The organism is Faecalicatena contorta (assembly GCF_001404335.1).
Classification (GTDB): Bacteria; Bacillota; Clostridia; order Lachnospirales; family Lachnospiraceae; genus Faecalicatena; species Faecalicatena contortus_B.
Genome location: NZ_CYZU01000059.1, coordinates 1 through 22,862 on the forward strand (window position 1 = coordinate 1; position 22,862 = coordinate 22,862).

A 22,862-nucleotide genomic window follows, 5' to 3' on the forward strand; every position below is an offset into this window, starting at 1 on the left:
AGAATCCAGAAAGACGAATTGCTGATGGCAAGTTAAGATGAGGAAAACCTCATTTTAACTTGTACTAAATCTTGACATAGGACCATGATAGGTTTTTGTTTCATCATAAATTTTTTGCACTTCTTTTGAATAACTATTTCTATCTGTATCAAATTTTAATCGTTCATCTTTCCCTAAGATAATCATAAATCCTACACAGTTTTCCCTTGCGTACAATGCACAAAGCGTTTTTCCGCCACGACGATATTTATACTCATAAGTCCACGCTTTACCACCTTTGTTCCATAAACATTCCATGTCATACTTTTCATCAATTAAGGCACACAGTTTATTCCATATATCATATAATGATTGCCCGACTAAAGCAGTCATTTCTTCTGCATTAGGTATTTTATCCAGCATACTCATTTCTCCTTTATAACTTCTAATTTATCTTTGTATTTATTGACTTCTACAAACAAGAATTTATCTCACGCAGGCATTTATAAATTTCATAGGCACGTCCATGCGTTCTGCAACTTGTTCTGGTGTCATTCCGCTATTTAAGAAACGCTTGCATACTATTTTCATGTTTTCTCCAACTTCGATAATATGTTTATCTGGGTCATAAAAGCGGACTACACGTTGTCCCCATGAATGTTCTATAATAGGGTGGACATATTCAATATCATATTCTTTCAGCCTATCAGCAAATCTATCAAAATCATCTTCTTCAAAATAGACTTCAAAATTGTTACCACCAAAAGAAATATTACTTGTACCGATAAACTCTTTGTATGTTTCACTTGTCTGTAAGGCTAAGCCACCTGTTAAAGTTTTATTTGCTCCAAAATCCATAATTACACGAAGTCCAAAAACTTTTTTATAAAACTCAACTGATTTATCTATATCAGTCACTACCAACATAGGATTTTTAAATTTCATTTTCGTTACCTCCGCAAATTCATATTATCCTGTTTTCCATATCAATATTATAACAGTCACTTATATCTGCTACAATGAAAATCTAGTTTGCTAGTTTATTTTTTTGATTGTCCCTGTAGTGTATGGTTCTGTGGATTTCCTACTGGCTGGTTGCCTTTGTTCTTCAAAATAATATCGTCAGCCTTGATATACCAGTCCACGTCAGCCCCTCTAAAGTTGGCATTTGCTACTGTATCGGCTACGGGATTGATAAGTTCCACTTCGGCATTATACGGATAGTCCTTGACTGCCACATCAGCAGGAATAGACACTTGTATCATGCGTTCCTGCACACTGCATTTTAAATCATAAGTTCTGCGTTTGATTTCTTCACTTGTCGTTCCGTCCTCATTTTCCATACGCACCTCATGTCTAAGGGCAGAGAACTTCAATACACCAAATGTCTTTTCTTTGTCTAATACAATTCCATTTGCTAATCTCATAATGAATACCCCCTTATTTACTTTCCACTGGCAACATATCATCAGCCAGTAAGATATAGTTTGTAAAGCCACGCCCACGGATATTGTAGCCCTCTGCGGTAATGCGTGGGTTAATCAGTTTGATTTTCTGCTCTGGCTTGAAATGTTTCTCGCCAGCTTTGGCAGGAATGGTTACGATAATATCATCAGCTCGTTGTACGTCGGAATACAAGTTGTAGCTTCTGGTTACGGGAACATAGCGACCATTCACACGCTGTTGTTCAATCTTGCTTTCGCCTGCAAATTCCAAATTGCCGAATGTCTTTTCCATGTTCGGCACAACATATTTTAATTCCATAATGTTTTACCTCATTTCTTTCTTTGAATTTTTGTTTAGTAATAGAGATTTTGGGGAGCTACACTCCCCAAGCCCCTAGTGGACTGTTTTTTCTCATCATTCCATAAATGGATTGATGAAAAAAGAACAGTTTCAATGTTAGGTTTCCAGTCTGCCATAGGTAATGGCGGAGAGCGTGATTTTTCTTTTCTCATACAGTTACCGTCCTATGATTTTTTCATGCGACGGCGTTTGTAGAAGTATGTACCTGCAAGACCGCCAGCAGAAGCAAGCAACATCACGATAAATGCCATAAGGTTTGTACTGTCGCCCGTTTTGGGACTGTCCGTTTTAGTTGGTGTATCGGGTGTTGTTGGTGTTTCTGGTTTCTCTGGTTCTTCGGGAACTTCTGGTACTTCCTTGATTGTTACCGTCTGCCCCTCGTCCTCAATATCCTTATGCTCCGTAACCTTTTTCGGTTCGTCTGGATTGCTGAAATCATACAATTCTTCAAAGGTTACAAGCTGTTTTCCGCCAAGCTCGGAAGCGTCGAATGTAAAGGTAATCTGTACTTGCATGTTTTCACTGTCAGCGGTAAAGGTATAGTCATTCTCTACACGCTTGCCGTCAATGATAAGTTCGGCGTTTTCGTCCTTAATCATCTGCCAGCCTACAAGCTGATACGTTGTGCCGACTTCCAAACCCTCTAAAGTAACCGTATCAACAATCGTTACGTCTTTGCCTGCTTCGATTTCTTTCTTGCCGTCCTCAAAAGTAGCTGTGGTATGTATCTTGATGATACGCTCGGTAATCAATACCGTTTGCCCGTCGTCCTCAATATCCTTGTGTTCTGCCACCTTGATAGGCTCGTCCTTATCGGAAAGGTCGTACAATTCTTCAAAGGTTACAAGGTTCTTGCCACCTAGAGCAGAAGCGTTGAATGTATAGGCAATTTCGACTTTCATTGTTTCATCATCAGCAATAAAGGTATAGTCGTTCTCTACACGTTTGCCGTCAATGATAAGTTCGGCGTTTTCGTCCTTAATCATCTGCCAGCCTTTCAACTGATACTTTGTTCCTTTCACAAGCCCGTCTAATTTGACGGTATCAATGATTGTTACCTCTTTGCCAGCAATGATTGACTTTTTGCCGTCCTTGCTGGTCGCTGTGGTATGGATTGAGATTTCTTTTTCGTATTCATCAGTCAATGTGCCTAAATCAACGGTTACTTTGTTTCTGGAAATCACAATCTCAAAAGGTGGGATAAGTTCAAAGCCCTTGTTGCTGTCAGAACGTAATTCTTCAATAATGTAAGTGTCATATAATAACGCTCCTTTGCTGTCGTCTGGTTCAGAAGTTCCAAACCATACGCCGTCCTCACTGGTCTTGCCCTCGTTGGTGTTGTTCTTGTGGGAAGCCCAGTCAGAAGAAGTAGAGAACTGCCCGTTATCGTCCGTTACGACAATATGGCTTTCTCCCGTCGTCTTGCTTGTGATCCTAAAAAGAACATCAGCAAGACGCTTGTGCGTACCTGCTCCAATCTTCACGCCCTCTAAATCGCCACGCTTAATTTGATTGTAGACAGAATGGGCTTCGTTGGTTAAATCCACAATTTTTCCATTCTCTGTAATGGTAAACTCAATCGCTTTTGCACCGTCCGTCAAGTAGCCCTCTGGTGCTTCGCTTTCTTCGATACGATATTTCCCATGTGGTAATAAATCAGCAGAAGTAGAAGCCACGCCCTCAATGTCCGTATGAATGGTCTTTACGACTTCATTTTTCTTGTATAATTTTCCCTCAACCAATACGGCACTGTCATTTAGGGAAATAATTTCAAAGGCAGTATCTTTCAAGGTAGCTCCGCCTTGTGCTTTGGTGTCTTTCGTTTCTAAATCACGTTTCTGGATTTTGACACCGCCACGGATAACCTTGTCTGATACAGAAAATTGATTGCTTCCAGTCAGTATGGCAAGGTCGCCGTCCTCGCTAATCTGTGTTAAATACATTCCTTTGATTTGTTCTTCACTGCCGTTTGCCTGCATATATGCACCATCTAACAAATAGCCGTCTGGTGCTTTGACTTCCTCTACGGTTAATGTACCTAATGGAAGTACGGCGTTGCCGTCCTGCATATAGAAGCTGTCGCCAGCGACTTTGTAAGCGTCGGCTAAACGGGTAACGTAATGGATTGTACCGTCGCTGTCTTTTTCAGCGATTGTCTTTGTCGTCCATGTACGAGTTGGTTCAGCAGGAAGATTATCTTTGTTGTAGTAGCCAGCGTAATACTTCCATGTGAACTCCGCACCCTCTAAGGTAGCGTCGCCCTGCGGATTGCTTTTCTGTGTTTCCATATCAATTTTGAAAAGCTCAATCAAGGTATCGGTTACTTTTGGCGTGTCAGCTACTTTCAAAGTCGCTGTTTTTCCTGCTTCAACCTTTAGAGAATACACAGTATTATCAATCTTGTAGCCAGTCGGTGCGGATAATTCCTTGATATAGACTATGCCAGCCTTGACTTCTACGGTTTCGGTATTGCCGTTGTTATCTGTCGTAAGGGTGGCAAGCTGGTTTGTGCAGTCCTTATCAGAAAAGACACCATACGTCGCACCAGCGATACTGTAATTTCCGTTACCGTCTGTAATGCTGGTGTTGGTGGAACTCTTTTGTAGTGTAGCGTTACCTACATTAAGGTTCGCCCAGAACTGTCCCAATTCCTGCCCCTCGCCAGAGTAGATATAACCGCCACATTCATAGCGTCCTTTATTTGCTTTGACAAAGGTTTTCGCTCCTACGAATACTTCGTCCTGCGTTGCCTTTGGAATTTCATTATAGGAAGCTCGCACGTTATCACACTGCCAGCCAAGATGTACGCTCAATCTCTGCCAGACAACCAACTGTCTTAAAAGGTAGGCGTGATTACTGCTCAAACCGCCGTGGCTGTCCGTGTATTGCTTGACGTATTCAATGGATAAGGCAACGTCGGCTATCTGGTCAGCACTCATGCGTGTGCTTGCGTCAGCTCTGGTCTTATATCCATTTCTAAAGTCCGTGTTAATGTCAATACAATAAGCGTCCTCACCCTCAACGGTCAAATGTCCCTCGTTAAAGGTTGAACCGATAGAACCGTCATTCATTACTTTTTCAACGATACCGACACGCTCATCAGATTGTGTCCAGTATTGCTTGCTTTCGGCATGAACAATGGTACTCGGCAAGGCGGTAACGATAGTCGCAAAGGCTAAGAAGCCCGTACATAATCGCTTGAATATCTTTTTCATAATTCTTAATGCTCCTTTCATTTTGGGTAAAAAAATAGACGCTCTTTTCTGAACGCCCTACATTGAAAAGGGATACTCTTTTACAAGTACCCCTCAAATTTAATATTTAATTTGTTGTGTTCCCACACTCTATATCAACTACTACTGAAACATTGATATAGTTTTTAATCTCTTTATTTCGGATTTTATCACCCTCACTTGTAAACACGATATGCTTGAAAAAGTGCCTAAAATTAAGGATTTCTACATAGTTTTTCGTTGTAGCAACACACAAGTCTCTATATGGTAAGACACTGCAGTTTTATCCAGCCCTGCCACCTCATCCTTCTGTGCGAACCATACCCCGCCAAGGAAGAGGGCGGCGCAGACGAGCACCGCTAATACCGGCAGTAACCGGCGGTACCATGCATTGCCAATGATCCGTATGAAGCCTTCCTCCCCTTCCTCGTCCGTAACCGGTATATATCCCGCGGCCCGCTTCGACCACGATAGTTTCTGCCGGTAGGGGTAAAGCCCTGTCTCCGACCGGTCTGTGTCAAGGTGGTTTTCCGCCGATGCGTTTCCCCACGTGTGCATGTCAGAAAAGACCCTGAAGCCCCCGTTGGGATACATCTTTTGTAATTCCTCTTCTGTTAGATAGTTCCAGATATCGCCGCCCTTATCTTTGAATGTCCTTTTCGTCTCTGACAGCGGCCGTACCTTATACTTGATAAGTCATTCCTCCTTTATCCTCGGAAGTACTCCCGTGACTTCTGCTCAAAGCTACGGGCAGGGGTACGCCGGGAACCCTGTTATTCAAAAAGGGAGCCAGCCTTTGAAACGACTGACTCCATTTTGTATTATCAGAATGGTTTCTATATGGCAGGGGCATCATCCGTAAAGCTGAAGGTTACCGTTTTGGAATATGTCCCTTCTGCTTTATTTCCTGCCGCGGGGAGATTCAGGTAAGCATAGCCAGTGCTTATATTTTCAGTACCTCCGTTCACTTTTTTCATCGTTCCTATGGTATACGGATCAGACACTTCCGCTCCCCCCGCGGTGGCTGCAATTCCCATTCTTACGTCACCGCCGGTCCCTGCTTTATCCATTAGAATTCCGCCGGGAGCATAACCCTGAACGGCTACTGTGACTGTCCTATCCCCATTGTAAGGATTTGAAGTCAGCTTATCCTTTAGCTCAAACTTTAATGCTGCACCGTTAGCTGATGAATTATTATAGTCAGTCAAAACAATTTTCTTGGGATAAGCCACCAGCCAGTCTGCCGCATCCGGAGCCGCGGAATTTGCCGTATATGTTACTTCTGTCCCCGCCGTTGCATTGTTTGCCGCATAAACCGGTACTGCCATTGTACTAACAACTACTGCTGTCAGTGCCAGCATACTCATAAATTTAGTTTTCTTCATAATCTGATTCTCCTTTTTCTTTTTCTTTATAGTATATAATCAACATCAGCAGTGCTGCCGATGCAATTACCAAGACTTTCAGGCCTAGCACTACGCCTGAATCACCTGTTTTGAGGGCTGTGGCGTGCACACCCTCCCCTCTCTCAATTTCAACCACCGGAGGCCTATTATCTGCAATATAGATGAATTTTGTTTGTCCGCTGTCCCCGCCGCCTCCGGTATTCCCGTTTGCCGAGACGGTGCCTCCGCTGAATAGAAGAAGCATCAATAAAATGCCTGCACTTATTATTTTTCTTGTCATGATGCACCTCCCGTTTATTGTACAGCGGAGATATAAAACAAGGTCCCCTGCCCTGTATCCGTTGGATCGGTACTGATCTGGAAGACTCCTTTGTATACCCCGTTGCCCTCCTGGGACTTCGTGTTGAACCAGATATCCTGAGACTGGTTTGCCGTGCCTAATACACCGGCTCTTGCATAGCCCTCACTGATGGCCGGTGCATCTAACAGCTGCCCCTGACTGTCATAAGAAGAAACCAATAGTTTTTTATTCTGGTCATTAGTCTGGATAAGTTCAAAGTTTTTCAGGACGTCTACATTCACCTGTTTATTGCTTCCACTCACGCTCTTGTAAGCAACCGTTACCCTCGCCCCCGCATGATCCTTGTCCGGATTGAGGTTCGTTCCATTTTCAGTCAGCAGGATATTTTTCGGGATCGAGATGTAGGAATCAGGGCTGATGTCCTTCCACACTGCTCTCAGGCGTATGCTTTTATTATTCGCATTCTGACCGGATGCAAATGTATAAACAGCTGTATCGCCTTCCTTATATGTAAGTCCCGTTTTTTCTGTCCATGCTCCTGTATCCGACATTTCCTCAACCGTCCAGTGGTCGAACACCTTCCCGGCAGGATACTGTGATTTATCGGGGAAATTAATAGCAGCGCTGTTTTTTCCAGCATAAGTTCTATAGCTATTCTCATCAGTGAGGCTGGTAAGTGGACTTCCGTCTGCATCTATATAGCTGACATTAAGTCCCCTGTCATATTTCACAGAAGCGACTTCCTGATTATCCGCTGGTACTCTATCCAGAGAAGTTGTGTGCTCCATATTTAGATAATATGTATAAGCGTCCCCTTGACCGTCATACGTTTCCGCAAAATTTTTGAAGATAATATTCGAACCGCTTATCATCTTTACATACTTTGTATCGGAAGGTGCAGCATTGTAAGTAAGGTCTGTTTCAGAAACATTTTGTAAATACTTATTTATGTGTCCGGTTACATACTCGCCAGGTAAAATTCCACCTTGTTGATAAACAGGCACTATTTCTACTTCGAATACGGAAGTATACATAATTAACGCAAGACGTTTTTTTTCATCGTCATTCAAGGGGCCACTATCCGATGCAGCCAGCAGTGCGGCTGTATCACGGCGGAAATAGTCGGAAATGTCAATCGAATCCCCCGGCCTGAAATATTCCTTACCTGCTATATCCTTATACAATGTCCTTACATAGTCTGCCGGCAGCAAGGGGTTTTCCACTGCACGAATCTCAGCCTTAAAGCCAACGAATGTCCCATTCCCTCCACTTGGATCATCTGGGGCTTGAAAACTATCTGAGAAAACAATCTTGTTCTGCTCCAGAAGGTCAAAATTGACCCCGTTTTTTACAATCAGATTATCAGGCTTTTCCGTTGTAACATACTGTTCATTATTCGTAACAGTCCCGCTGATTCGTTCCGCAGTAATATCAACCGCACGCTGGCTATGCCGTCCCGTTTTATTAGCAACAGGCATAAACAGTACATATTGGAAAGGACTGATTTCCTCCCTGCTTTCGGCACCGGCATTAAACCATGAATAATTCCCAAGCTCAAGTAAACTTTTTTTTTCTCTCTCAACTGAATATTGCGTACTGATGGGATCTGTCCCCGTTTCATCAAAGCTTAATATTTTCGGATTAGTATACCCCCACTTTGGTGTGACGGCAAACTTAAAAAAATGATCCGTATCTGCCGCCCCCGGGTATCCTGTGCCCGCAGCATAATTCTTATTTGCGATCGACTGCTTATCCAGAAACATTTTCCCGGCAGAAATCCCTACTTTTGTCTGATTTCCTGTGGTAGGATTACCTGAGTTATCCTTTGTGTCCCGTATCATATAGGAATCCAGCGCATCGCCATTTGAACCCGTGGAAATATTGGTAAGTTTATCAAAATAATGCGGCCCCTGTGCACTGCTGCTTGATTGTGTCTGTAAATAAAAGCTGTTCTTTATATTGCTGACCGTTATGAGCGCCCTGAACTCATAGGAATCACGGCCTCCGCCGGACGGCGGGGTATATTGAGCCTTCATAAGCCTGACTTTAATCTTTGCCCCGTTTTTCGCTGTATATTCTCTCATAATTTGCGACGCACCTGTGTTGCTTGTATCCCTCCAGCTAGGTTCCCAAAGTGTAAAAGTTTCGCTGATCGGCATGTAAGTTGAGAAATCTTCCCCATTGGGGAAATAATTCAGTGTCAGTGTGGGGGAGGGCCAGTAAAAATAAAATGGAGATCCTCCCACGCCTACTCCTCCTGTGCGGTACATATAGGACTCAAATATTAATTCACCGCCGCTGCTGAATGTCCCGGTTGAAATATCTTTATCTTCTATACTTCCAGCATCAGTAATCACTTTAACTTTTTTCGGACCCGTGCGGGCTATTGAAGCCTTTTCGTTACTATCCATATAGTTTGTACCATAATACGGATCTGGATCCTGATACCTACCCGAGGCATCCGTCTTTCTCAGCCAGCTGTTCCCGCCTTCACCGCTGCTCTGCTTATCACCTGTTCTCTCATACACCCCATAAATAAGTTGATCCCGTTCTTCGTCTCCCACTACCGTCATCGTGACGGGATAATTCGGATATGTAAAAGAATAGGTAACCGTCCTGTTGTCCTTATCCTCTTCTGCTCTAATATCCGGTACCGGCACATTGGTTTCAGAATGCTTAAACTCAATGCCGGCAGGCGTGATATTTGCTGACGGCGCTGTTGCATAATATCCCGGTGGATACGTTAGCTTAACTTTCACTTCTGTCTTGTATCTTGCGCTTACACTCCCATCACTGTTCTGAATAAAGCCTCTGAGATACTCCAGTTCAAAGCCTGCACTTTCTTTATCATTCACGACTGTGACTGAAAACTCGGCTGTATTTAGATCAAATATAAAGGAAATAACTGCCCCGCTAGGTACTTCATACGCGATATCGAAGTCACTGTTCTCCCCCTGGTCTAATGCATAGAAGTAAACTCCATCGATGAAATCGTAGTAATGTATAGGATATGCTTTTGTAACTCCGCCTTCAGACATTTGAATTTGTGCACGAACAAACTTATAAGGCTCTCCGTCAAATTCCTGGTCTTCTATTCCGGTGATCTCTCCTCCTGCAAAATTATAATCTCCCATCTCTTTTAAACCATTTTCTGTATACATTGGGACAGAGATTGTAGATGTATTACTTGCTATTTTCATAGCCTTTAATTCACCCACTGTCTTTGTATCCGCAGACTCCGGTGAACCTTCCGGTGTTTCCAATGTGTCTCCGGGTGTTTCAGGTGCTTCAGGTATTTCAGGTAATGCAGGTATTTCAGGTGATGCAGGTGTTTCAGGTGATGCAGGTGCTTCAGCCGGTTCCGTGAGCGAATCTACCGCCACATCAATATTCTCTGAATGCTCTCCTGTTGGTGTCCTGAAAAACACTTGAAATGAGAACACTTCATTTTGGGTTACATGATAAGAACCATTCTCCAAATCCATGCTGCCCCCATCCGGGTCAAGGATATCTACTATCTCAACTCCCTCATGTATGTTTGTCCCATCTCCTATAATATCTGCTTCCGTACCCTCTTCATTCGGAATAATTTGGAAACGATATCCGCTCGGCGCCTCATAAGCCTTTACCTTCAGTTTTCCGGTATCAGATAAAACAGCCGATAAAACCATAAGTAAAGCAAGAAATAAAGCTGGCATTCTCCCCCAATAATTTTTAATTCTTTTTCCCATTACGAACTCCCCCTGTTTTACAACATAATATGTATTATGTCGTAAAACAGGCTCATCCCGTAATGTATATTAAAGCGTAAAGTCTTTTTGATTAGGGAAATTTAACCAATTATAGCTTTCAGAATTTTTTGTATTGGATTTTATTAGATTTTTCAGACATTTTTTAAGATTATATATTGTAAATTTTTTCCAATTGATATATACTAATACAAAACAAGTAGGAATTACTATTTTGTTTTAAAAAGTTTTATTCCATAAACAACATAATACATATTATGTTGTTTTTTTATGTATAGGAAGAAACAACCAGGTCCATCTTTGAAAGCCACCTTTTACACTCTTTTCCAGTTGTCGTCGTATAGGTCCTCGTCGTTTCTATACTTGCGTGTCCAAGTATATCTGCCAGTCTGACAACATCCTTTTGCATACGATAGTAAGTTAATGCGAACAGATGTCTTAGATTATGGGGAAACACCTTATTCTCACAGACTTTAGCTTCCTTACATAGTTTCTTCATGGCATTCCATATATTGCTCCGATCCATTGGTTTTCCATTCCTGGTAATAAAGACCGGCCCTCTGTTAATATTCTCTTTCATGCAGTAATCCTTCAGCATTTTTATCAGCTTCATTGGGATGAAAATAACTCTTACTTTCCCTTTATTGTGAACAATTGCTTTTCCGTTTTTCAAACTTTCAACAGTAATATACCTGTGTTCTGATACCCTGATCCCAGTCCCGCAAATCGTCTGCAAAAGCATATAGAGACGTATATTCCCACCTCTCAACGCTGTATCGAGCAGTCTCTTATATTCATTTTTGGTCAGTTCCTTATCTTCTTCATAGAATACCGAACTCTGGACTCTATAAAGCTTTAATTTTAGATTGCTTAACTTCATAAACTCAAGCAGCCCATTCAATGCAACAATCATACTATTGATACTGGAAATCTTATATTGATCAGAAAGGCTGTTTTTATATCTAACCAGAACTTCCTTTGTAATCTGTTTATTTCCTTCCGGCAAATATTTATAAAAATGCGTAATATCCCTCATATACTTTTCGATTGTTGCTTTACTGCGTTCTTCATCATACAAATATGCTTTGTATTCTTCCATAATTTTCAAGTCTAATATCATTCGCTTCATAAATATGCACTCCTTTATCGTAACAGTTTTGTCCTTATCATAACATGCCCCAGCATCAAGTTGACTGGTATTTTTTTCCATATTTAGTTTATCCGAGAAGCTATATTCTGATCCGGACCAAAAGACATAAAGCGGCCCCGGAAACGTCCATTTTATCTACATTTCCGGGGTTCTGTATAAGTTCCGTCATATTTTCCTGATTTTGATCCTCTTACTATTACATCTGCCGCATGTTTGTGACATTTATACAAGCTTTTCAAATTCAGGAATTTTGACTGTCACTCCGCCTTTCATAGCTGACTTGTGTGCGCATATTCCAGTTCCTGTCCAATAAGCACCTGCTATATCGTCTGGTACAGCTTGTCTGTTTTCGATAATCGCCCGAACAAATTCATGAATCATATGCGGGTGCGATCCACCATGTCCTCCGCCCTGTTTAAAAGAGAGATGCGTATTTTCATCATTATACACTGTTTCTGTCGTAAATGAACCAATACTCTCCGGAAGTCGTGAGGCATAGTCCGGTACTTTTATTCTATCTTCTGTAATTTCAGAGCCTCTGCTATATCTCTGAGGATCGCCGTCAATATCGACCATTTCCTGTTGAATTCCCCCTGTCCGTTTATAAATAACCGGATCTTCCGAAGCAAGCTGCTGCCATTCAAAACTCATTTGGCTTCCATATATCCTGAAGCATTCTGAATAACTTCGGGCAACTCCATATAAAAAACGTTCCATTTCAATCGCAACATCGCTGTTTTTCATTGTGACCAAAGCGCTCTCAAACGCAAAAGGCGAATTGTACTGCCCAATCAATTCATCTCTGATCCGCCCGGATCCTTTCGCATATACTTCCTTTGGATAGTCATTTAAAAGCATAAAACAAGGTCCAATAGCATGCGTCGGATGCATAAGCGGCGGAAATCCTTCCCAATATGACGGCCATCCTTCCATATCCTGGTAGTGGGCACATGTCATATATTGTATTTTTCCGAATTCACCTTTATTTATAAGATCTTTCACATAAAAATACTCTCTTCCGAATACTGTTGTCTCCATAAACATATACTGTTTTTTGCTTTCTTTTCTTGCCCGAATGACATCTTCTAATTCCTTTAGATTCATTCCCATAGGTATCGTACAGCCACAATGCTTTCCCGCCATTAAGGCACGTATAGAAAAATCTGCATGTGTCGCCGGAGGCGTTGTAATATGTATCGCGTCTATTGTCTCATCTTTCAATAATTCTTCAAAATTATTATAACAATCCCGGTCTGCGATTCCAAATTTTTCATTTGCCAATTTTATCAAATCGTCATTCGTATCTGCTACTGCAACACTATATACATCAGGATGCCTTAAATAAATTGGAATAAATTCCATGCCAAAACTTATCCCTACAATCCCAACCTTAATTTTATGATCAGTCATACAGATCCTCCCTTTAATTAAAAAGCGGCATTTCCTGAGGATAAATCCCCATATTTCCAGGACGGGGTACAAGGTCTTCGCTTCGTTTAGATACATCCATCAGCTCAGGAAGATCATTTACCGGACTGTCAAGATAAAAATATGTACAGCAGGACCAATCATCTTCTCTCTCAAATAATAGCGGCCGGCCGTCTAACATAGGGATATCAGCAAAATCTACCTCTTCTCCATCTACAGAAATAATCCGGTTATCAGCCGCCTGATTCTTGTAAAGCAGCTGGGCATGATGGAAATAATCGTCTCTGTCAACGCCGCCGATCTGCTGAATCGTCGCTCTGAAATCTGTATTGAAATAAATCGGGTCAGGGATATGGAGGCGATAACAACACAGTTCCATATATTTTTTATCATACACCGGACAGCCACAGTATAAATCATAAAAATAATCCTGTCCCCACGCTGTCCCAATGTAATCTTCGACACCCGTTCCGCATATCGTCGGATACTTATCATCTCCGTCAATATACGCCTTAAATTCGCCTTCTCCCCACCATGTATCAGAATATAATTTTGTATTGCACCGAACTCCCATATTTGTCCCCAGGAACCTCCCCCGGCCCTTAACACACGGCAAAATTTCAAAATCCTTTTTCTGGCAGGTTAAATTCTGCCTATTAAAATATGAGTGGAAATAAAGTATATCCTCTCCCAGCGAATCCCCTAACGTGTAATCAATATCATAGTAAAAATGTCTGACAGTGGTCTTAGATTCATTTGTTATCACAATTTTCATTCCTGTTTTGAACGGCATCGGGATGTATGTACTGAAACTTCTGCCCTCAGGATTTGAAAAAAGTGCGTTTTTAAATACAGCTGTTTTTCCTAGTCCTACACAGAAAAAATCACCAAGCGGAACGCTTACCGCCGCCTTATCATTCATATCCCAAAACATTTCAAGCTTCAGGCCCCGAAGCGTCTCCGGCGTCTGATCGCTTATTGTAATCCAAATGCGCCGTATGATACCGCTTGTATTTTCCGCGTGTGCAAGGACTCTGCTTTCTCCGGTTCCAAGAGCAAACCATGGCGATCCCTTTCTTCCATTTCTTGCTTTTCCTCCGGCTCCTTTTTCTCCATCCGTGTTTTCAAAACTTGCCCACCTTGAAACAACACCCTTCGGGAATGTAAACATTTCTTCTCCAAACATAATAAATCCTCCGTTATTTTTAGTCTTTTATACCTGTCATCTTAATTCCTTCAAGGTAATATCTTTGAAGGAAGATAAAAATAATAACAGTTGGAATGACCGCCACAACCGATGCTGCCAAAATAAGATTCCATGAGATTCTCAACGACCCCATCAATGTTGCGATCTGTATCTGTATCGTATATTTACTTTGATCCTGTGCAACTATAGTCGGCCACAAATAGGAATTCCAATTTGTCACAAAAAAGGAAACTCCCAGAGTAATAAACATTGGTTTCGCAAGAGGAACATATATTTTTCTGAATATCTGAAAAATAGTACATCCATCAATTCTGGCTGAATCATACAATGCATCCGGCATCTCTATAAAATACTGCCGGAACAGGAACACACCATATGCGTGCGGCACCATGGGAAGTATCATCCCCCACAAAGAATTGACGAGCCCCATACCCTTGATTATAAAAAACAATGGAATGATTATAACCGGGAACGGAATCATCATTGTACTTAAGACCCACATAAACAAGGCTCTTTTTCCCGGAAATCTTAGTCTTGCAAAGGCAAATGCCGCCATTGAATGGATGATCAAAGCCAAAACGGTAACCATTACCGCAACAAAAAGTGAGTTTCCGATACCGGTAAGAACATCCAGTGATTCAAATACCTCTTTAAATGCATCAAGCGTAATATGCTGTGGAATGATCCTATAATCAAATACTTCCGTTTCTTTTTTCAATGAACTACTGATAAACAGAATAATCGGAAATAATGCGAAGACCAAAAAAGTACAGGCAACTAAAGTTTTTAAAATTAATATTCTCGTCTTTTTTGCCACTGTATCACCTACTTAAATTTTAACAGTTTTAACTGTATTACTGTAATAATCATTATAATCAGCGCCAGAGATACTGCAATCGCAGATGCATAGCCAAACCTGTACTGTTCAAATGCAAGCTGATAAACATAATATACTGTGACCTCTGTTGACTTCGCCGGTCCGCCTGCTGTCATGACCCTAATCTGATCAAATACTTGAAATGATGAGATAACAGTTGTGATCAATATAAATATGCTTGTCCCTTTTATTAAGGGGAACGTGATTTTGAAAAATCTCTGTACAGCATTAGCGCCGTCTATTTTTGCCGCCTCATAATAATCTGCGGGAACGTCTTTTAAGGCCGAAAGAAAAATAATCATATTGTACCCAAAAACAATCCATATTCCTACTATAGCTACACAAACCAACGCCTGTGTTTTCGATCCAAGAAAAAGCTGCCTGCTTATTCCTAATTGTTCCAATATTTTATTAATGTAACCGTTTCTGGAATTGAATAAAAAAGTCCACAATGTTGCCGCTACAATTGTTGAAATCGTATTCGGAAGATAGATCCCGATCCTCACAGCCTGCTGCCTCTTATTTCCACGGATCGAATGAACAAACACGGCAGCTCCAAGAGACAGCAGATATACAGCAATTACATATATTCCGGCATATTTGCCTGTTATAAGTAGACTGTCCCAGAATGTTGAATCTCTTAATACATCGATATAATTGCTGATTCCTGTAAATATCTTTGTGCCGAACGCGTTCCAGTCAAAAAGGCTGATATATAATGCGTATAATATCGGCACAAAGATGAATAAAGCCATCAATATCACTTCCGGAGCAATCATAAGATATGCGGTCACCGTCTCGTGTTTTATACGCTTATGTTTTCTTTTCATCATGATCTTACTCCTTCGTCTAAATGCTCCTCTTCCTTCCCATTATCCGGTAAATGTAGATCCGCTTTTTTCCTGATATTGCAACATGCTTTCCTGTGCGGCATTAGCTGCTTCCTCCGCACTCATGCTGTAAAGTGCATCCTGGATCATAGTAGACACAATTTCCTTTGCTTCTCCTGAAAGGGCGATTTCCGGCTGCCCGGTCGGAAGCACTTCATCCGAGAATACGGCAGCATTATCGTTTACATAATAAATATCTTTACCCGCTTCAATTACAGAATTTCTCATACAGTAAGTAAATTTAGCATCCGTATCAAATTCGGTCACACGGTCGACGTTTAACCACATCCATGAGATGAAATCCTTCGCACCGGCAATTTTTTCCTCACTGCTCTGATTGCTTACCAAAACATTCCATCCTCCAACTACACTGGCTGTTTCTCCGCCCTTTTCGACTGCCGGGAGAGGTACTACTCCATACTTTTCCGGATCTGCACGAAATACGGACCAACTGCCATTGATCTGCATTGCTGTTTCTCCATTTGTCAAAATCGAGATGTCTGATACGGATCTGCCCGGCGTCTCATTGCAGTTCCCTGAATTCAGAAGGTCTTTCCACAATTGGAGTGCATTTACTACCTCATCTGAATTCAGGTTTGCCATTCCATCTTCCGTAAATAAACTTCCCCCCTGCATCCATACAAAAGGATAGAAGGTAAAACACTGCCAGTCGCCCTTATCGACTTCGAAAGTAAAACCTGAATATTCGTCCGTATTCAATGCTGCAGCCGCTTCTTTTAATTCATCCCATGTAGTTGGCGGCTTTACCCCCTGCTCTTCTAATATTTCTTTGTTATAGTATAGTGCAACCAGATCTCCATCCAAGGGAATTCCGTAAATATGTCCATCCCTTGATACACGGTCAAAAGCAGCTTCTGTAAAATCATTTTTTATCTCATCGGTAAAGATATCATCCAGTGGTTCACAAACCCCGGCATCAAGATACTGATTAATAATTGCAGGACTACATTCAAAGATATCCGGCGCTTCATTTGTGGCAAATGCTGTTGCAAGCTTTGTCGTAGTGTATTCCTCAAACGGGATTGCAAGAAATGTTACATGATATTTGTCCTGAGAATTATTATATTCCTCGATATATTTTTCCAGGAATTCCATTTCCGCTTCCTGAGTCCACTGATTCCAATAAACAAGTTCAATAGGGCCATCACCTTGCGCCTCTTTCGTTGTCTCCGTACTTCCTGTGGTTTTTCCGCACCCTGACGCTATTCCGCTCATTCCCAGCACTAACGCTCCCACCAGAACGACAGATATTCTTCTCTTTAATTTGTAAAGTTTTCTCATTGTTCTCCTCCTTTATACGTTTTTATGAGCTCATATCTTTTATAGCCTTATTCTATAAATTCTTTTTGGTAAATAAAATACTAATTTTTTTTAAAAGTGGAATTTTTATTTTTCCGGCATCCATACTCTCATATCCCCTTTTGCCCTATTTCCCCATGAGAAGTATGGGATTGCTGTCAGCAATACATTACTTGCCTGTGGCATCTGAGTCATATATAAGTCATCCGATTCTTCCAGACACATCCCTGAAACTTTAAGCAAGACCAGATCTTTCAAAATTCCTTCTTTACATACCATAGTCTCCGCCTGAACATCCTTCGGAATTCTGTATTTATGCAAGCTTTCTCTTTGATCCGCCTGTTCAAAACAATACACAATAGGCCCTCTTATAAATGCAACACATCCAGCATCGGCGCGCACCTGAGGATTGGCATAAACTTTTTTTATATTCAGTCCAAAGTGAATTTCAAGTATGTCCTCTCCCCAGTTTCTTTCGAGATAGATGTAGCCTTTGCTAATCGTAGATTTATAATTTACTTCCTCTCCATTACAAATAACCTGGAATCCTTCCGCATATTCTGGAATTCTGACTGCAAGAGTCCACTTTTCCTCTGTTTTTGATGCTATTTTAAATGTCACATCTCCATCCCAAGGCAATTTACTGTCAACTTGTATTTTAGCTTTCTCCAGTTCTGCTGTCTGACTGATAAACAAATGTGAATAAATAATCTCTTTTTTCTCAGTCCAAATATATTTTCCGACTGACATAAAAAGCCTCACAAGATTAGGCGGGCAGCATGCACATGCATACCACTTCGGTCTTCGGGTCAGTACATGCTCAAATCCAAAATGTTCTCCGGATATTCCGCGGACTGTTTCCAGCGGGTTGACATAAAAAAAACCTTTCCCATCCAACTGCATTCCACCCATTACCCCGTTATATAGTTCCCTCTCCATAATATCTGCATAAGATGCATCCGGGTCAAGATCCAGCATCTGTTTCGCGAACATAACCATGGCAACTGATGCACATGTTTCTGCATAAGCTGTATCATTGGGAAGATCATAAGCTTGAGTGAAGGCTTCTCCACGGGCTGTTGAACCGATTCCGCCTGTGATATACATCTTTTTTCGGACAATATTGTTCCACAATTTTTTACAGGCCTCATAAAGCGTTACATCCTCCGTTTCCATAGCCAGTCCTGCCATGGCGGTATAAAGATAGACTGCCCTTACACAATGTCCTACCGCCTCGTCCTGTTCCCGCACAGGTTTATGACATTGTGCATTTTCTCGATCATAAGGATCCATATGAAATAAAGTCCATCCTCTGTTTTGTTTTTCTTTCATAAAAAAATCAGGATCTTGCCCTCGTTGTTCTACAAAATATGACGCTAATTTCTTGTATTTTTCATTCCCTGTAATAAAATACAATTTCATCAGCCCTATTTCCACCTCTGGATGCCCCGGAATCCCCGAAATTTTATCGTCCCCAAACCGTCGGTCAATGTGGTCTGCCAATCGGATTGCCACATCAAGCAGCTCTCTTTTCCCAGTCTCTTCATAATATGCCGCAGCTGCTTCAAACAAATGCCCTGCACAATATAATTCATGACCTTCCTGGAGATTCTGCCATTTATGCTCCGGCTCTTTGATAATAAAATATGTATTCAAATAGCCGTCTTCCTGCTGCGCCGCTTTTATATAACTGATTATTTTATCTGTTCTTTCTTCCAGTTCCGGATCAGATTTGACTGACAATGAATATGCAACGCCTTCAATCCATTTTGAAACGTCGCTATCCTGAAAAACAGTCCCATAAAATTCACCATTAGAAATACCTGCTGCAATCTTAAAATTTTCTATTGCATGGCTTTTTTCTGCACCTGCAACTTCATCTTTAAGTATCTTTTCCTGATAGGGTATCGCCTCTTTTATAATCACATTTTGTATATCGCCCCAAAAACCTTCTGTTATTTTTATATTTTTAACTTTAACTCTTTTGGCAGGTATAAATGCTTTCATACTCATTATTCTCCTTTTGCGGTTTTTATTTTATTTTATTTCTATACACTATTAGAAAAAAATACTAATTTTTTTTAATAGTGTATTTTTTTTCTTTCATTATATTATACTGTACATGATACAATCTTTTTAACAGCCAATACTCTTTTGAATTAGGATCGGAATTGTAATTTAATGAAAGCGAAAAAGATATCACTAAAAATCCAGTTATTAGAAATATTTATTTTTGCTGCTATCATTCCCATGATAATTACGGCATTGTTTCTTTATCGTTTCGAAGTAAACAGAACCCTGAACGCTGAAATTTTATCCCAGCGGCAGATATTAGAATTAACCGCATCGAATTTGCTGCAAAAAATCAGCCACTTCAACAACCTTACTTCATCGGTTTACTACAATGATGCTATATTAAAATGTTTGGAAAATGGAAAAGACAGGACGTTGTCTTCTTACGAGAAAATGCAGATACAGCCGGATATTAATTCCATGATGCGTACGGATAACCATGTTCTTTCTTTTTCGCTTACAACGATGTCCGGCGATACATTATACTGGAATGACGGATACAGCAATGTGGTAAACGCCACATCACTCAACCCAGTTTTCTGAAGAAAATTTATGACAGCAACGGCAGCGGCGTCCTGTCAGACCCCATAACACATATTAAAAAACGAAAATTTCCTTCTTCTGCTGCTTCCATCTACTATGGACGGTTAATCCGCAGTACCGAGCATAATTTCTGTCCCATCGGCATTTTACTGATTGAAATAGATATCTCATCTTTTGAAGATATTATCTCAACTTCAGGATTTAAATCTGAAGCCATACTGCTTATTACCTCCGAAAACAACACTTTAATATGGGGATACCTTGAAGATCTGGTAAAATGTCAAATCGGTGAAATTATACCAAAAGAAACGTTATCTGCTCCGTCAGGCGATTATTCTGTGAGAACTATCAACGGAAATAAATACTATTGCTTTTACTCCATGACGGACTCGCTAAACTACAATTGCTACTCGCTGCTCCCCGTTCCCATCATAAAAAGTGCTGCACAGTATGTTCGGATTGTCCTTTTGCTGATATCAGTAGTAAATTTTATCTGTTTGTTACTTATTTTTTCACTATGTACCAAACAGATTATTACGCCAATACAACATTTGTCTATTATTATGCATAACCAGAATTATATGAATTACTTTCCCATACCAGACTATCCTATTCAAAATGAAATAGGTTACTTATATGAGTCTTTTCAGGAAATGAGTACGCGAACTCTGCATCTTGTTGAACAATTAAAAGAGTCATCCAAAAAAGAAGCCCGGCAGCAGCTCGCCCTTCTTCATGCACAGCTAAACCCTCATTTTCTATATAATACTCTGGACTCTATAAACTGGATGGCTCAGAATGAAAATGCAAAAAAAATTCCGGAAGTAATAAATGCCTTGTCACAAATCTTAAGATACAGCATTATTAAAGACAATGATTTTGTATCTGTTTCTGATGAACTACTTTGGTTAAAAAATTATATATATATACAGAATATGCGGTTTCAGGATTCGTTCTCTATTCAATATAATATTGCAGAAAATATTATGAATTATAAAATTCCCCGGTTCATTCTCCAGCCATTTATTGAGAATTCCCTGCTGCATGGTTTTTCTGAAATCCATCAGGGCGGAATCATAAAACTGAATATCTACTCTAAACAAAATGATTTATTTTTGATTATAGAAGATAATGGAAAGGGTATGACCGAACCTGCCATATACACAGTTCTTTATGGTAACAGCAGCGGAATTGGCATTGGAAATACAAATGCCTATATTAAGAAGAAATTTGGAAGACCTTATGGAATACAGATCATTTCAAAATTAGCAGAAGGAACAAAAATCATAATCCGTCTGCCTGTACAAAAGTGAGGGATGTATATGAATCATGTAATCATTATTGACGATGAAATTCAAAGCCGTACCGGAATTGCCGCCATTTTTGAAAATCACTCTCCCAAATGGTTTATATCAGGTTTATTTGAAGACGGCGACCAGGTTCTTCAATACCTTGAAACACATACAGACATTCAGCTGATTGTCACAGATATCCGTATGCCAAAATTTAATGGCCTTGAACTAATCAGTAAAATCAGGAAAACCAATAGTACTATCCCCATTATTATTATCAGTGGATACTCCGAATTTTCTTATGCTGCTAAAGCTGTCGAGTTCCATGTATTTCGTTATGTGCTCAAGCCTGTTCTTCCATCTGAATTTGATAAAATCATTACAAGTGTAGAAAATTTTCTGCAGTTGGAAAAGGCACCCTATAAATATAATTTTAAAGATTCAGAATATGAACAGTTTTTGGATTTATTATTCTCAGAAGCTGCAACACAAAATAAAAAAGAGACCGTCACAATGCTTAAACGCCAATGCGGGTTTAGTTTTCAGAATATCTGGTTTTTATTTCTGGAAGGCAATTCACATTTTTCTAATATCTCTGCCAGCTTTCGTCCGCAGTTAAAGGAGTTTTCAACAGCCCTCTCCCAGGACAGTCATGTTTTTCTGTTCCGTCAGAAGCTTTATTGTATTTTAATCAAAAAACCTGATATAGACACAGATTTTCTTTATAAGCAGCTTTCGAAACTCCTTTGGTCTTTTCCGCGTGAAGCAGGTGTACATGCAAGCATTTATCAGAGCACCTTTACCGACACATTCAAGAATGCCTTTTTTAGCGGAATTTCTGCTTTAAAACAGTACTTTTATGAAAAAAAATCAATCTGCCTATATGCTGATCAAGGTATATGTACGTTTCCGCACATGATTTATAACAATCTGCAGCTCCAGGTTGATCAAAACAATCTGTTGGATGTCCGGGATTCTATCTATGAATTTATGGATTATATAAGAGAAAAAAGACCTTCCTATTTTGAACTTCAATCATGGGTGAATAAGATTTCACTTGTGATCGTCAAATACTGCAACGACAAAAATATGTCCACAGCATGCTATATTGATTATGCGGAAAGCCTGGAATTCCTTTATAACTATTATAGTTTAGAAGAAATTGAAGAAACATTGCTGTCAATGATTGACAGTGTCTTCAATAAAGCTTTTGAACAAATAAACAGTACGCATGCTTATCTCATTGATCAGGTGCAGAACTATCTGACGAATCATTTAAATGAAAAAATCACCCTATCAGATTTGGCAGATATATTTTGTATCAATTATACAAGCCTCAGTAATATTTATAGTTCCGCGACCGGCCAGACTATCATTGAGTATTTAACATTTTTGAAAATCTCAAAAGCCAAAGAACTATTAATTAACACTGATAAAAAAATTTACACAATCAGTGAAGAATTAGGGTATAGTGACACAAAATATTTTATTAAGCGATTTCGGAAAATTGTCGGAATTACTCCAAAAGAATTTAGAAAGATATATAGGATAAAGGGATAATTAGAGCCAAAGGACATAAAGCGACCCCGGAAACGCTGATTTTATCAG

The 22,862-nt window shown here is 40.3% G+C and carries 19 protein-coding genes and 1 pseudogene; 3 read left to right on the forward strand and 17 right to left on the reverse strand.

The genetic code is table 11. The annotated features are described in order from the left end of the window. Positions 1–84: 84 nt before the first annotated feature. From ARB69_RS21290 to ARB69_RS21365, 17 genes and pseudogenes are all read right to left on the reverse strand, one after another. Positions 85–402: pseudogene (locus tag ARB69_RS21290) on the reverse strand (DUF3788 domain-containing protein); the annotation flags it as partial. A 63-nt stretch (positions 403–465) separates the two neighbouring features. Next, entirely contained in the window at positions 466–924 is a 459-nt protein-coding gene (locus ARB69_RS21295) for a VOC family protein (protein ID WP_044822773.1), read from the reverse strand. 95 nt (positions 925–1,019) lie between these two features. Next, a complete protein-coding gene (locus ARB69_RS21300; protein ID WP_044822774.1) occupies positions 1,020–1,406 on the reverse strand; it encodes a YdcP family protein in 387 nt (128 codons plus the stop codon). A 13-nt stretch (positions 1,407–1,419) separates the two neighbouring features. Beyond that, a complete protein-coding gene (locus ARB69_RS21305; RefSeq protein ID WP_044822775.1) occupies positions 1,420–1,743 on the reverse strand; it encodes a YdcP family protein in 324 nt (107 codons plus the stop codon). Between the two features lie 35 nt (positions 1,744–1,778). Beyond that, positions 1,779–1,937, reverse strand: a complete 159-nt coding sequence (locus ARB69_RS26875) for a hypothetical protein (protein ID WP_154640530.1) — start codon at positions 1,935–1,937, stop codon at positions 1,779–1,781. A 12-nt stretch (positions 1,938–1,949) separates the two neighbouring features. Then, a complete protein-coding gene (locus tag ARB69_RS21310) occupies positions 1,950–5,000 on the reverse strand; it encodes an SrtB-anchored collagen-binding adhesin (RefSeq protein ID WP_044822776.1) in 3,051 nt (1,016 codons plus the stop codon). Between the two features lie 243 nt (positions 5,001–5,243). Next, positions 5,244–5,612: a hypothetical protein gene (locus tag ARB69_RS21315; RefSeq protein WP_055154940.1), complete on the reverse strand. Its 369-nt coding sequence runs from the start codon at positions 5,610–5,612 to the stop codon at positions 5,244–5,246. Positions 5,613–5,854: 242 nt separating this feature from the next. Beyond that, on the reverse strand, positions 5,855–6,403 hold the full coding sequence (locus ARB69_RS21320) for a hypothetical protein (protein WP_055154941.1): 549 nt from the start codon (positions 6,401–6,403) through the stop codon (positions 5,855–5,857). Next, positions 6,390–6,704 (reverse strand): hypothetical protein, encoded by a 315-nt coding sequence (locus ARB69_RS21325; protein ID WP_055154942.1) that lies wholly within the window; start codon positions 6,702–6,704, stop codon positions 6,390–6,392. The genes ARB69_RS21320 and ARB69_RS21325 overlap by 14 nt, the downstream gene beginning before the upstream one ends. A 14-nt stretch (positions 6,705–6,718) precedes the next feature. After that, complete coding sequence (locus ARB69_RS21330; protein WP_055154943.1) at positions 6,719–10,456, reverse strand: hypothetical protein; 3,738 nt, start codon at positions 10,454–10,456, stop codon at positions 6,719–6,721. Positions 10,457–10,742: 286 nt separating this feature from the next. Then, positions 10,743–11,603 carry a tyrosine-type recombinase/integrase gene (locus ARB69_RS21335; protein WP_055154952.1) on the reverse strand — a complete coding sequence of 287 codons (861 nt, stop codon included), beginning with the start codon at positions 11,601–11,603 and terminating at the stop codon, positions 10,743–10,745. Positions 11,604–11,846: 243 nt separating this feature from the next. Continuing rightward, the gene (locus ARB69_RS21340) at positions 11,847–13,034 is read right to left on the reverse strand and encodes a Gfo/Idh/MocA family protein (protein WP_055154944.1); all 1,188 of its coding nucleotides are present in this window, start codon (positions 13,032–13,034) and stop codon (positions 11,847–11,849) included. 13 nt (positions 13,035–13,047) lie between these two features. Further along, positions 13,048–14,238: a glycoside hydrolase family 172 protein gene (locus ARB69_RS21345; RefSeq protein WP_050640629.1), complete on the reverse strand. Its 1,191-nt coding sequence runs from the start codon at positions 14,236–14,238 to the stop codon at positions 13,048–13,050. Between the two features lie 19 nt (positions 14,239–14,257). Beyond that, positions 14,258–15,076 (reverse strand): carbohydrate ABC transporter permease, encoded by an 819-nt coding sequence (locus ARB69_RS21350; RefSeq protein WP_050640630.1) that lies wholly within the window; start codon positions 15,074–15,076, stop codon positions 14,258–14,260. 8 nt (positions 15,077–15,084) lie between these two features. After that, on the reverse strand, positions 15,085–15,969 hold the full coding sequence (locus ARB69_RS21355) for a carbohydrate ABC transporter permease (protein WP_050640631.1): 885 nt from the start codon (positions 15,967–15,969) through the stop codon (positions 15,085–15,087). Positions 15,970–16,008: 39 nt separating this feature from the next. Then, entirely contained in the window at positions 16,009–17,328 is a 1,320-nt protein-coding gene (locus ARB69_RS21360; RefSeq protein WP_050640632.1) for an ABC transporter substrate-binding protein, read from the reverse strand. Positions 17,329–17,433: 105 nt separating this feature from the next. Beyond that, complete coding sequence (locus ARB69_RS21365) at positions 17,434–19,353, reverse strand: glycoside hydrolase family 127 protein (protein WP_087148838.1); 1,920 nt, start codon at positions 19,351–19,353, stop codon at positions 17,434–17,436. Positions 19,354–19,527: 174 nt separating this feature from the next. On the opposite strand from ARB69_RS21365, the gene ARB69_RS21370 reads away from it, so the two are divergent. The 3 genes from ARB69_RS21370 to ARB69_RS21380 all read left to right on the forward strand — a co-directional run bounded on the left by ARB69_RS21370 (position 19,528) and on the right by ARB69_RS21380 (position 22,814). Continuing rightward, positions 19,528–19,962: a hypothetical protein gene (locus tag ARB69_RS21370; RefSeq protein WP_055154946.1), complete on the forward strand. Its 435-nt coding sequence runs from the start codon at positions 19,528–19,530 to the stop codon at positions 19,960–19,962. A 467-nt stretch (positions 19,963–20,429) separates the two neighbouring features. Then, on the forward strand, positions 20,430–21,275 hold the full coding sequence (locus tag ARB69_RS21375) for a sensor histidine kinase (RefSeq protein WP_157355704.1): 846 nt from the start codon (positions 20,430–20,432) through the stop codon (positions 21,273–21,275). Positions 21,276–21,284: 9 nt separating this feature from the next. Beyond that, on the forward strand, positions 21,285–22,814 hold the full coding sequence (locus tag ARB69_RS21380; RefSeq protein WP_050640635.1) for a response regulator: 1,530 nt from the start codon (positions 21,285–21,287) through the stop codon (positions 22,812–22,814). The last annotated feature ends 48 nt before the right edge of the window (positions 22,815–22,862 follow it).

Coding starts and splice junctions, on each gene's coding strand:
- ARB69_RS21295 (WP_044822773.1), bottom strand. CDS start 924: ATGAAATTTAAAAATCCTATGTTGGTAGTGACTGATATAGATAAATCA.
- ARB69_RS21300 (WP_044822774.1), bottom strand. CDS start 1,406: ATGAGATTAGCAAATGGAATTGTATTAGACAAAGAAAAGACATTTGGT.
- ARB69_RS21305 (WP_044822775.1), bottom strand. CDS start 1,743: ATGGAATTAAAATATGTTGTGCCGAACATGGAAAAGACATTCGGCAAT.
- ARB69_RS26875 (WP_154640530.1), bottom strand. CDS start 1,937: ATGAGAAAAGAAAAATCACGCTCTCCGCCATTACCTATGGCAGACTGG.
- ARB69_RS21310 (WP_044822776.1), bottom strand. CDS start 5,000: ATGAAAAAGATATTCAAGCGATTATGTACGGGCTTCTTAGCCTTTGCG.
- ARB69_RS21315 (WP_055154940.1), bottom strand. CDS start 5,612: ATGTATCCCAACGGGGGCTTCAGGGTCTTTTCTGACATGCACACGTGG.
- ARB69_RS21320 (WP_055154941.1), bottom strand. CDS start 6,403: ATGAAGAAAACTAAATTTATGAGTATGCTGGCACTGACAGCAGTAGTT.
- ARB69_RS21325 (WP_055154942.1), bottom strand. CDS start 6,704: ATGACAAGAAAAATAATAAGTGCAGGCATTTTATTGATGCTTCTTCTA.
- ARB69_RS21330 (WP_055154943.1), bottom strand. CDS start 10,456: ATGGGAAAAAGAATTAAAAATTATTGGGGGAGAATGCCAGCTTTATTT.
- ARB69_RS21335 (WP_055154952.1), bottom strand. CDS start 11,603: ATGAAGCGAATGATATTAGACTTGAAAATTATGGAAGAATACAAAGCA.
- ARB69_RS21340 (WP_055154944.1), bottom strand. CDS start 13,034: ATGACTGATCATAAAATTAAGGTTGGGATTGTAGGGATAAGTTTTGGC.
- ARB69_RS21345 (WP_050640629.1), bottom strand. CDS start 14,238: ATGTTTGGAGAAGAAATGTTTACATTCCCGAAGGGTGTTGTTTCAAGG.
- ARB69_RS21355 (WP_050640631.1), bottom strand. CDS start 15,969: ATGATGAAAAGAAAACATAAGCGTATAAAACACGAGACGGTGACCGCA.
- ARB69_RS21360 (WP_050640632.1), bottom strand. CDS start 17,328: ATGAGAAAACTTTACAAATTAAAGAGAAGAATATCTGTCGTTCTGGTG.
- ARB69_RS21365 (WP_087148838.1), bottom strand. CDS start 19,353: ATGAAAGCATTTATACCTGCCAAAAGAGTTAAAGTTAAAAATATAAAA.
- ARB69_RS21370 (WP_055154946.1), top strand. CDS start 19,528: ATGAAAGCGAAAAAGATATCACTAAAAATCCAGTTATTAGAAATATTT.
- ARB69_RS21380 (WP_050640635.1), top strand. CDS start 21,285: ATGAATCATGTAATCATTATTGACGATGAAATTCAAAGCCGTACCGGA.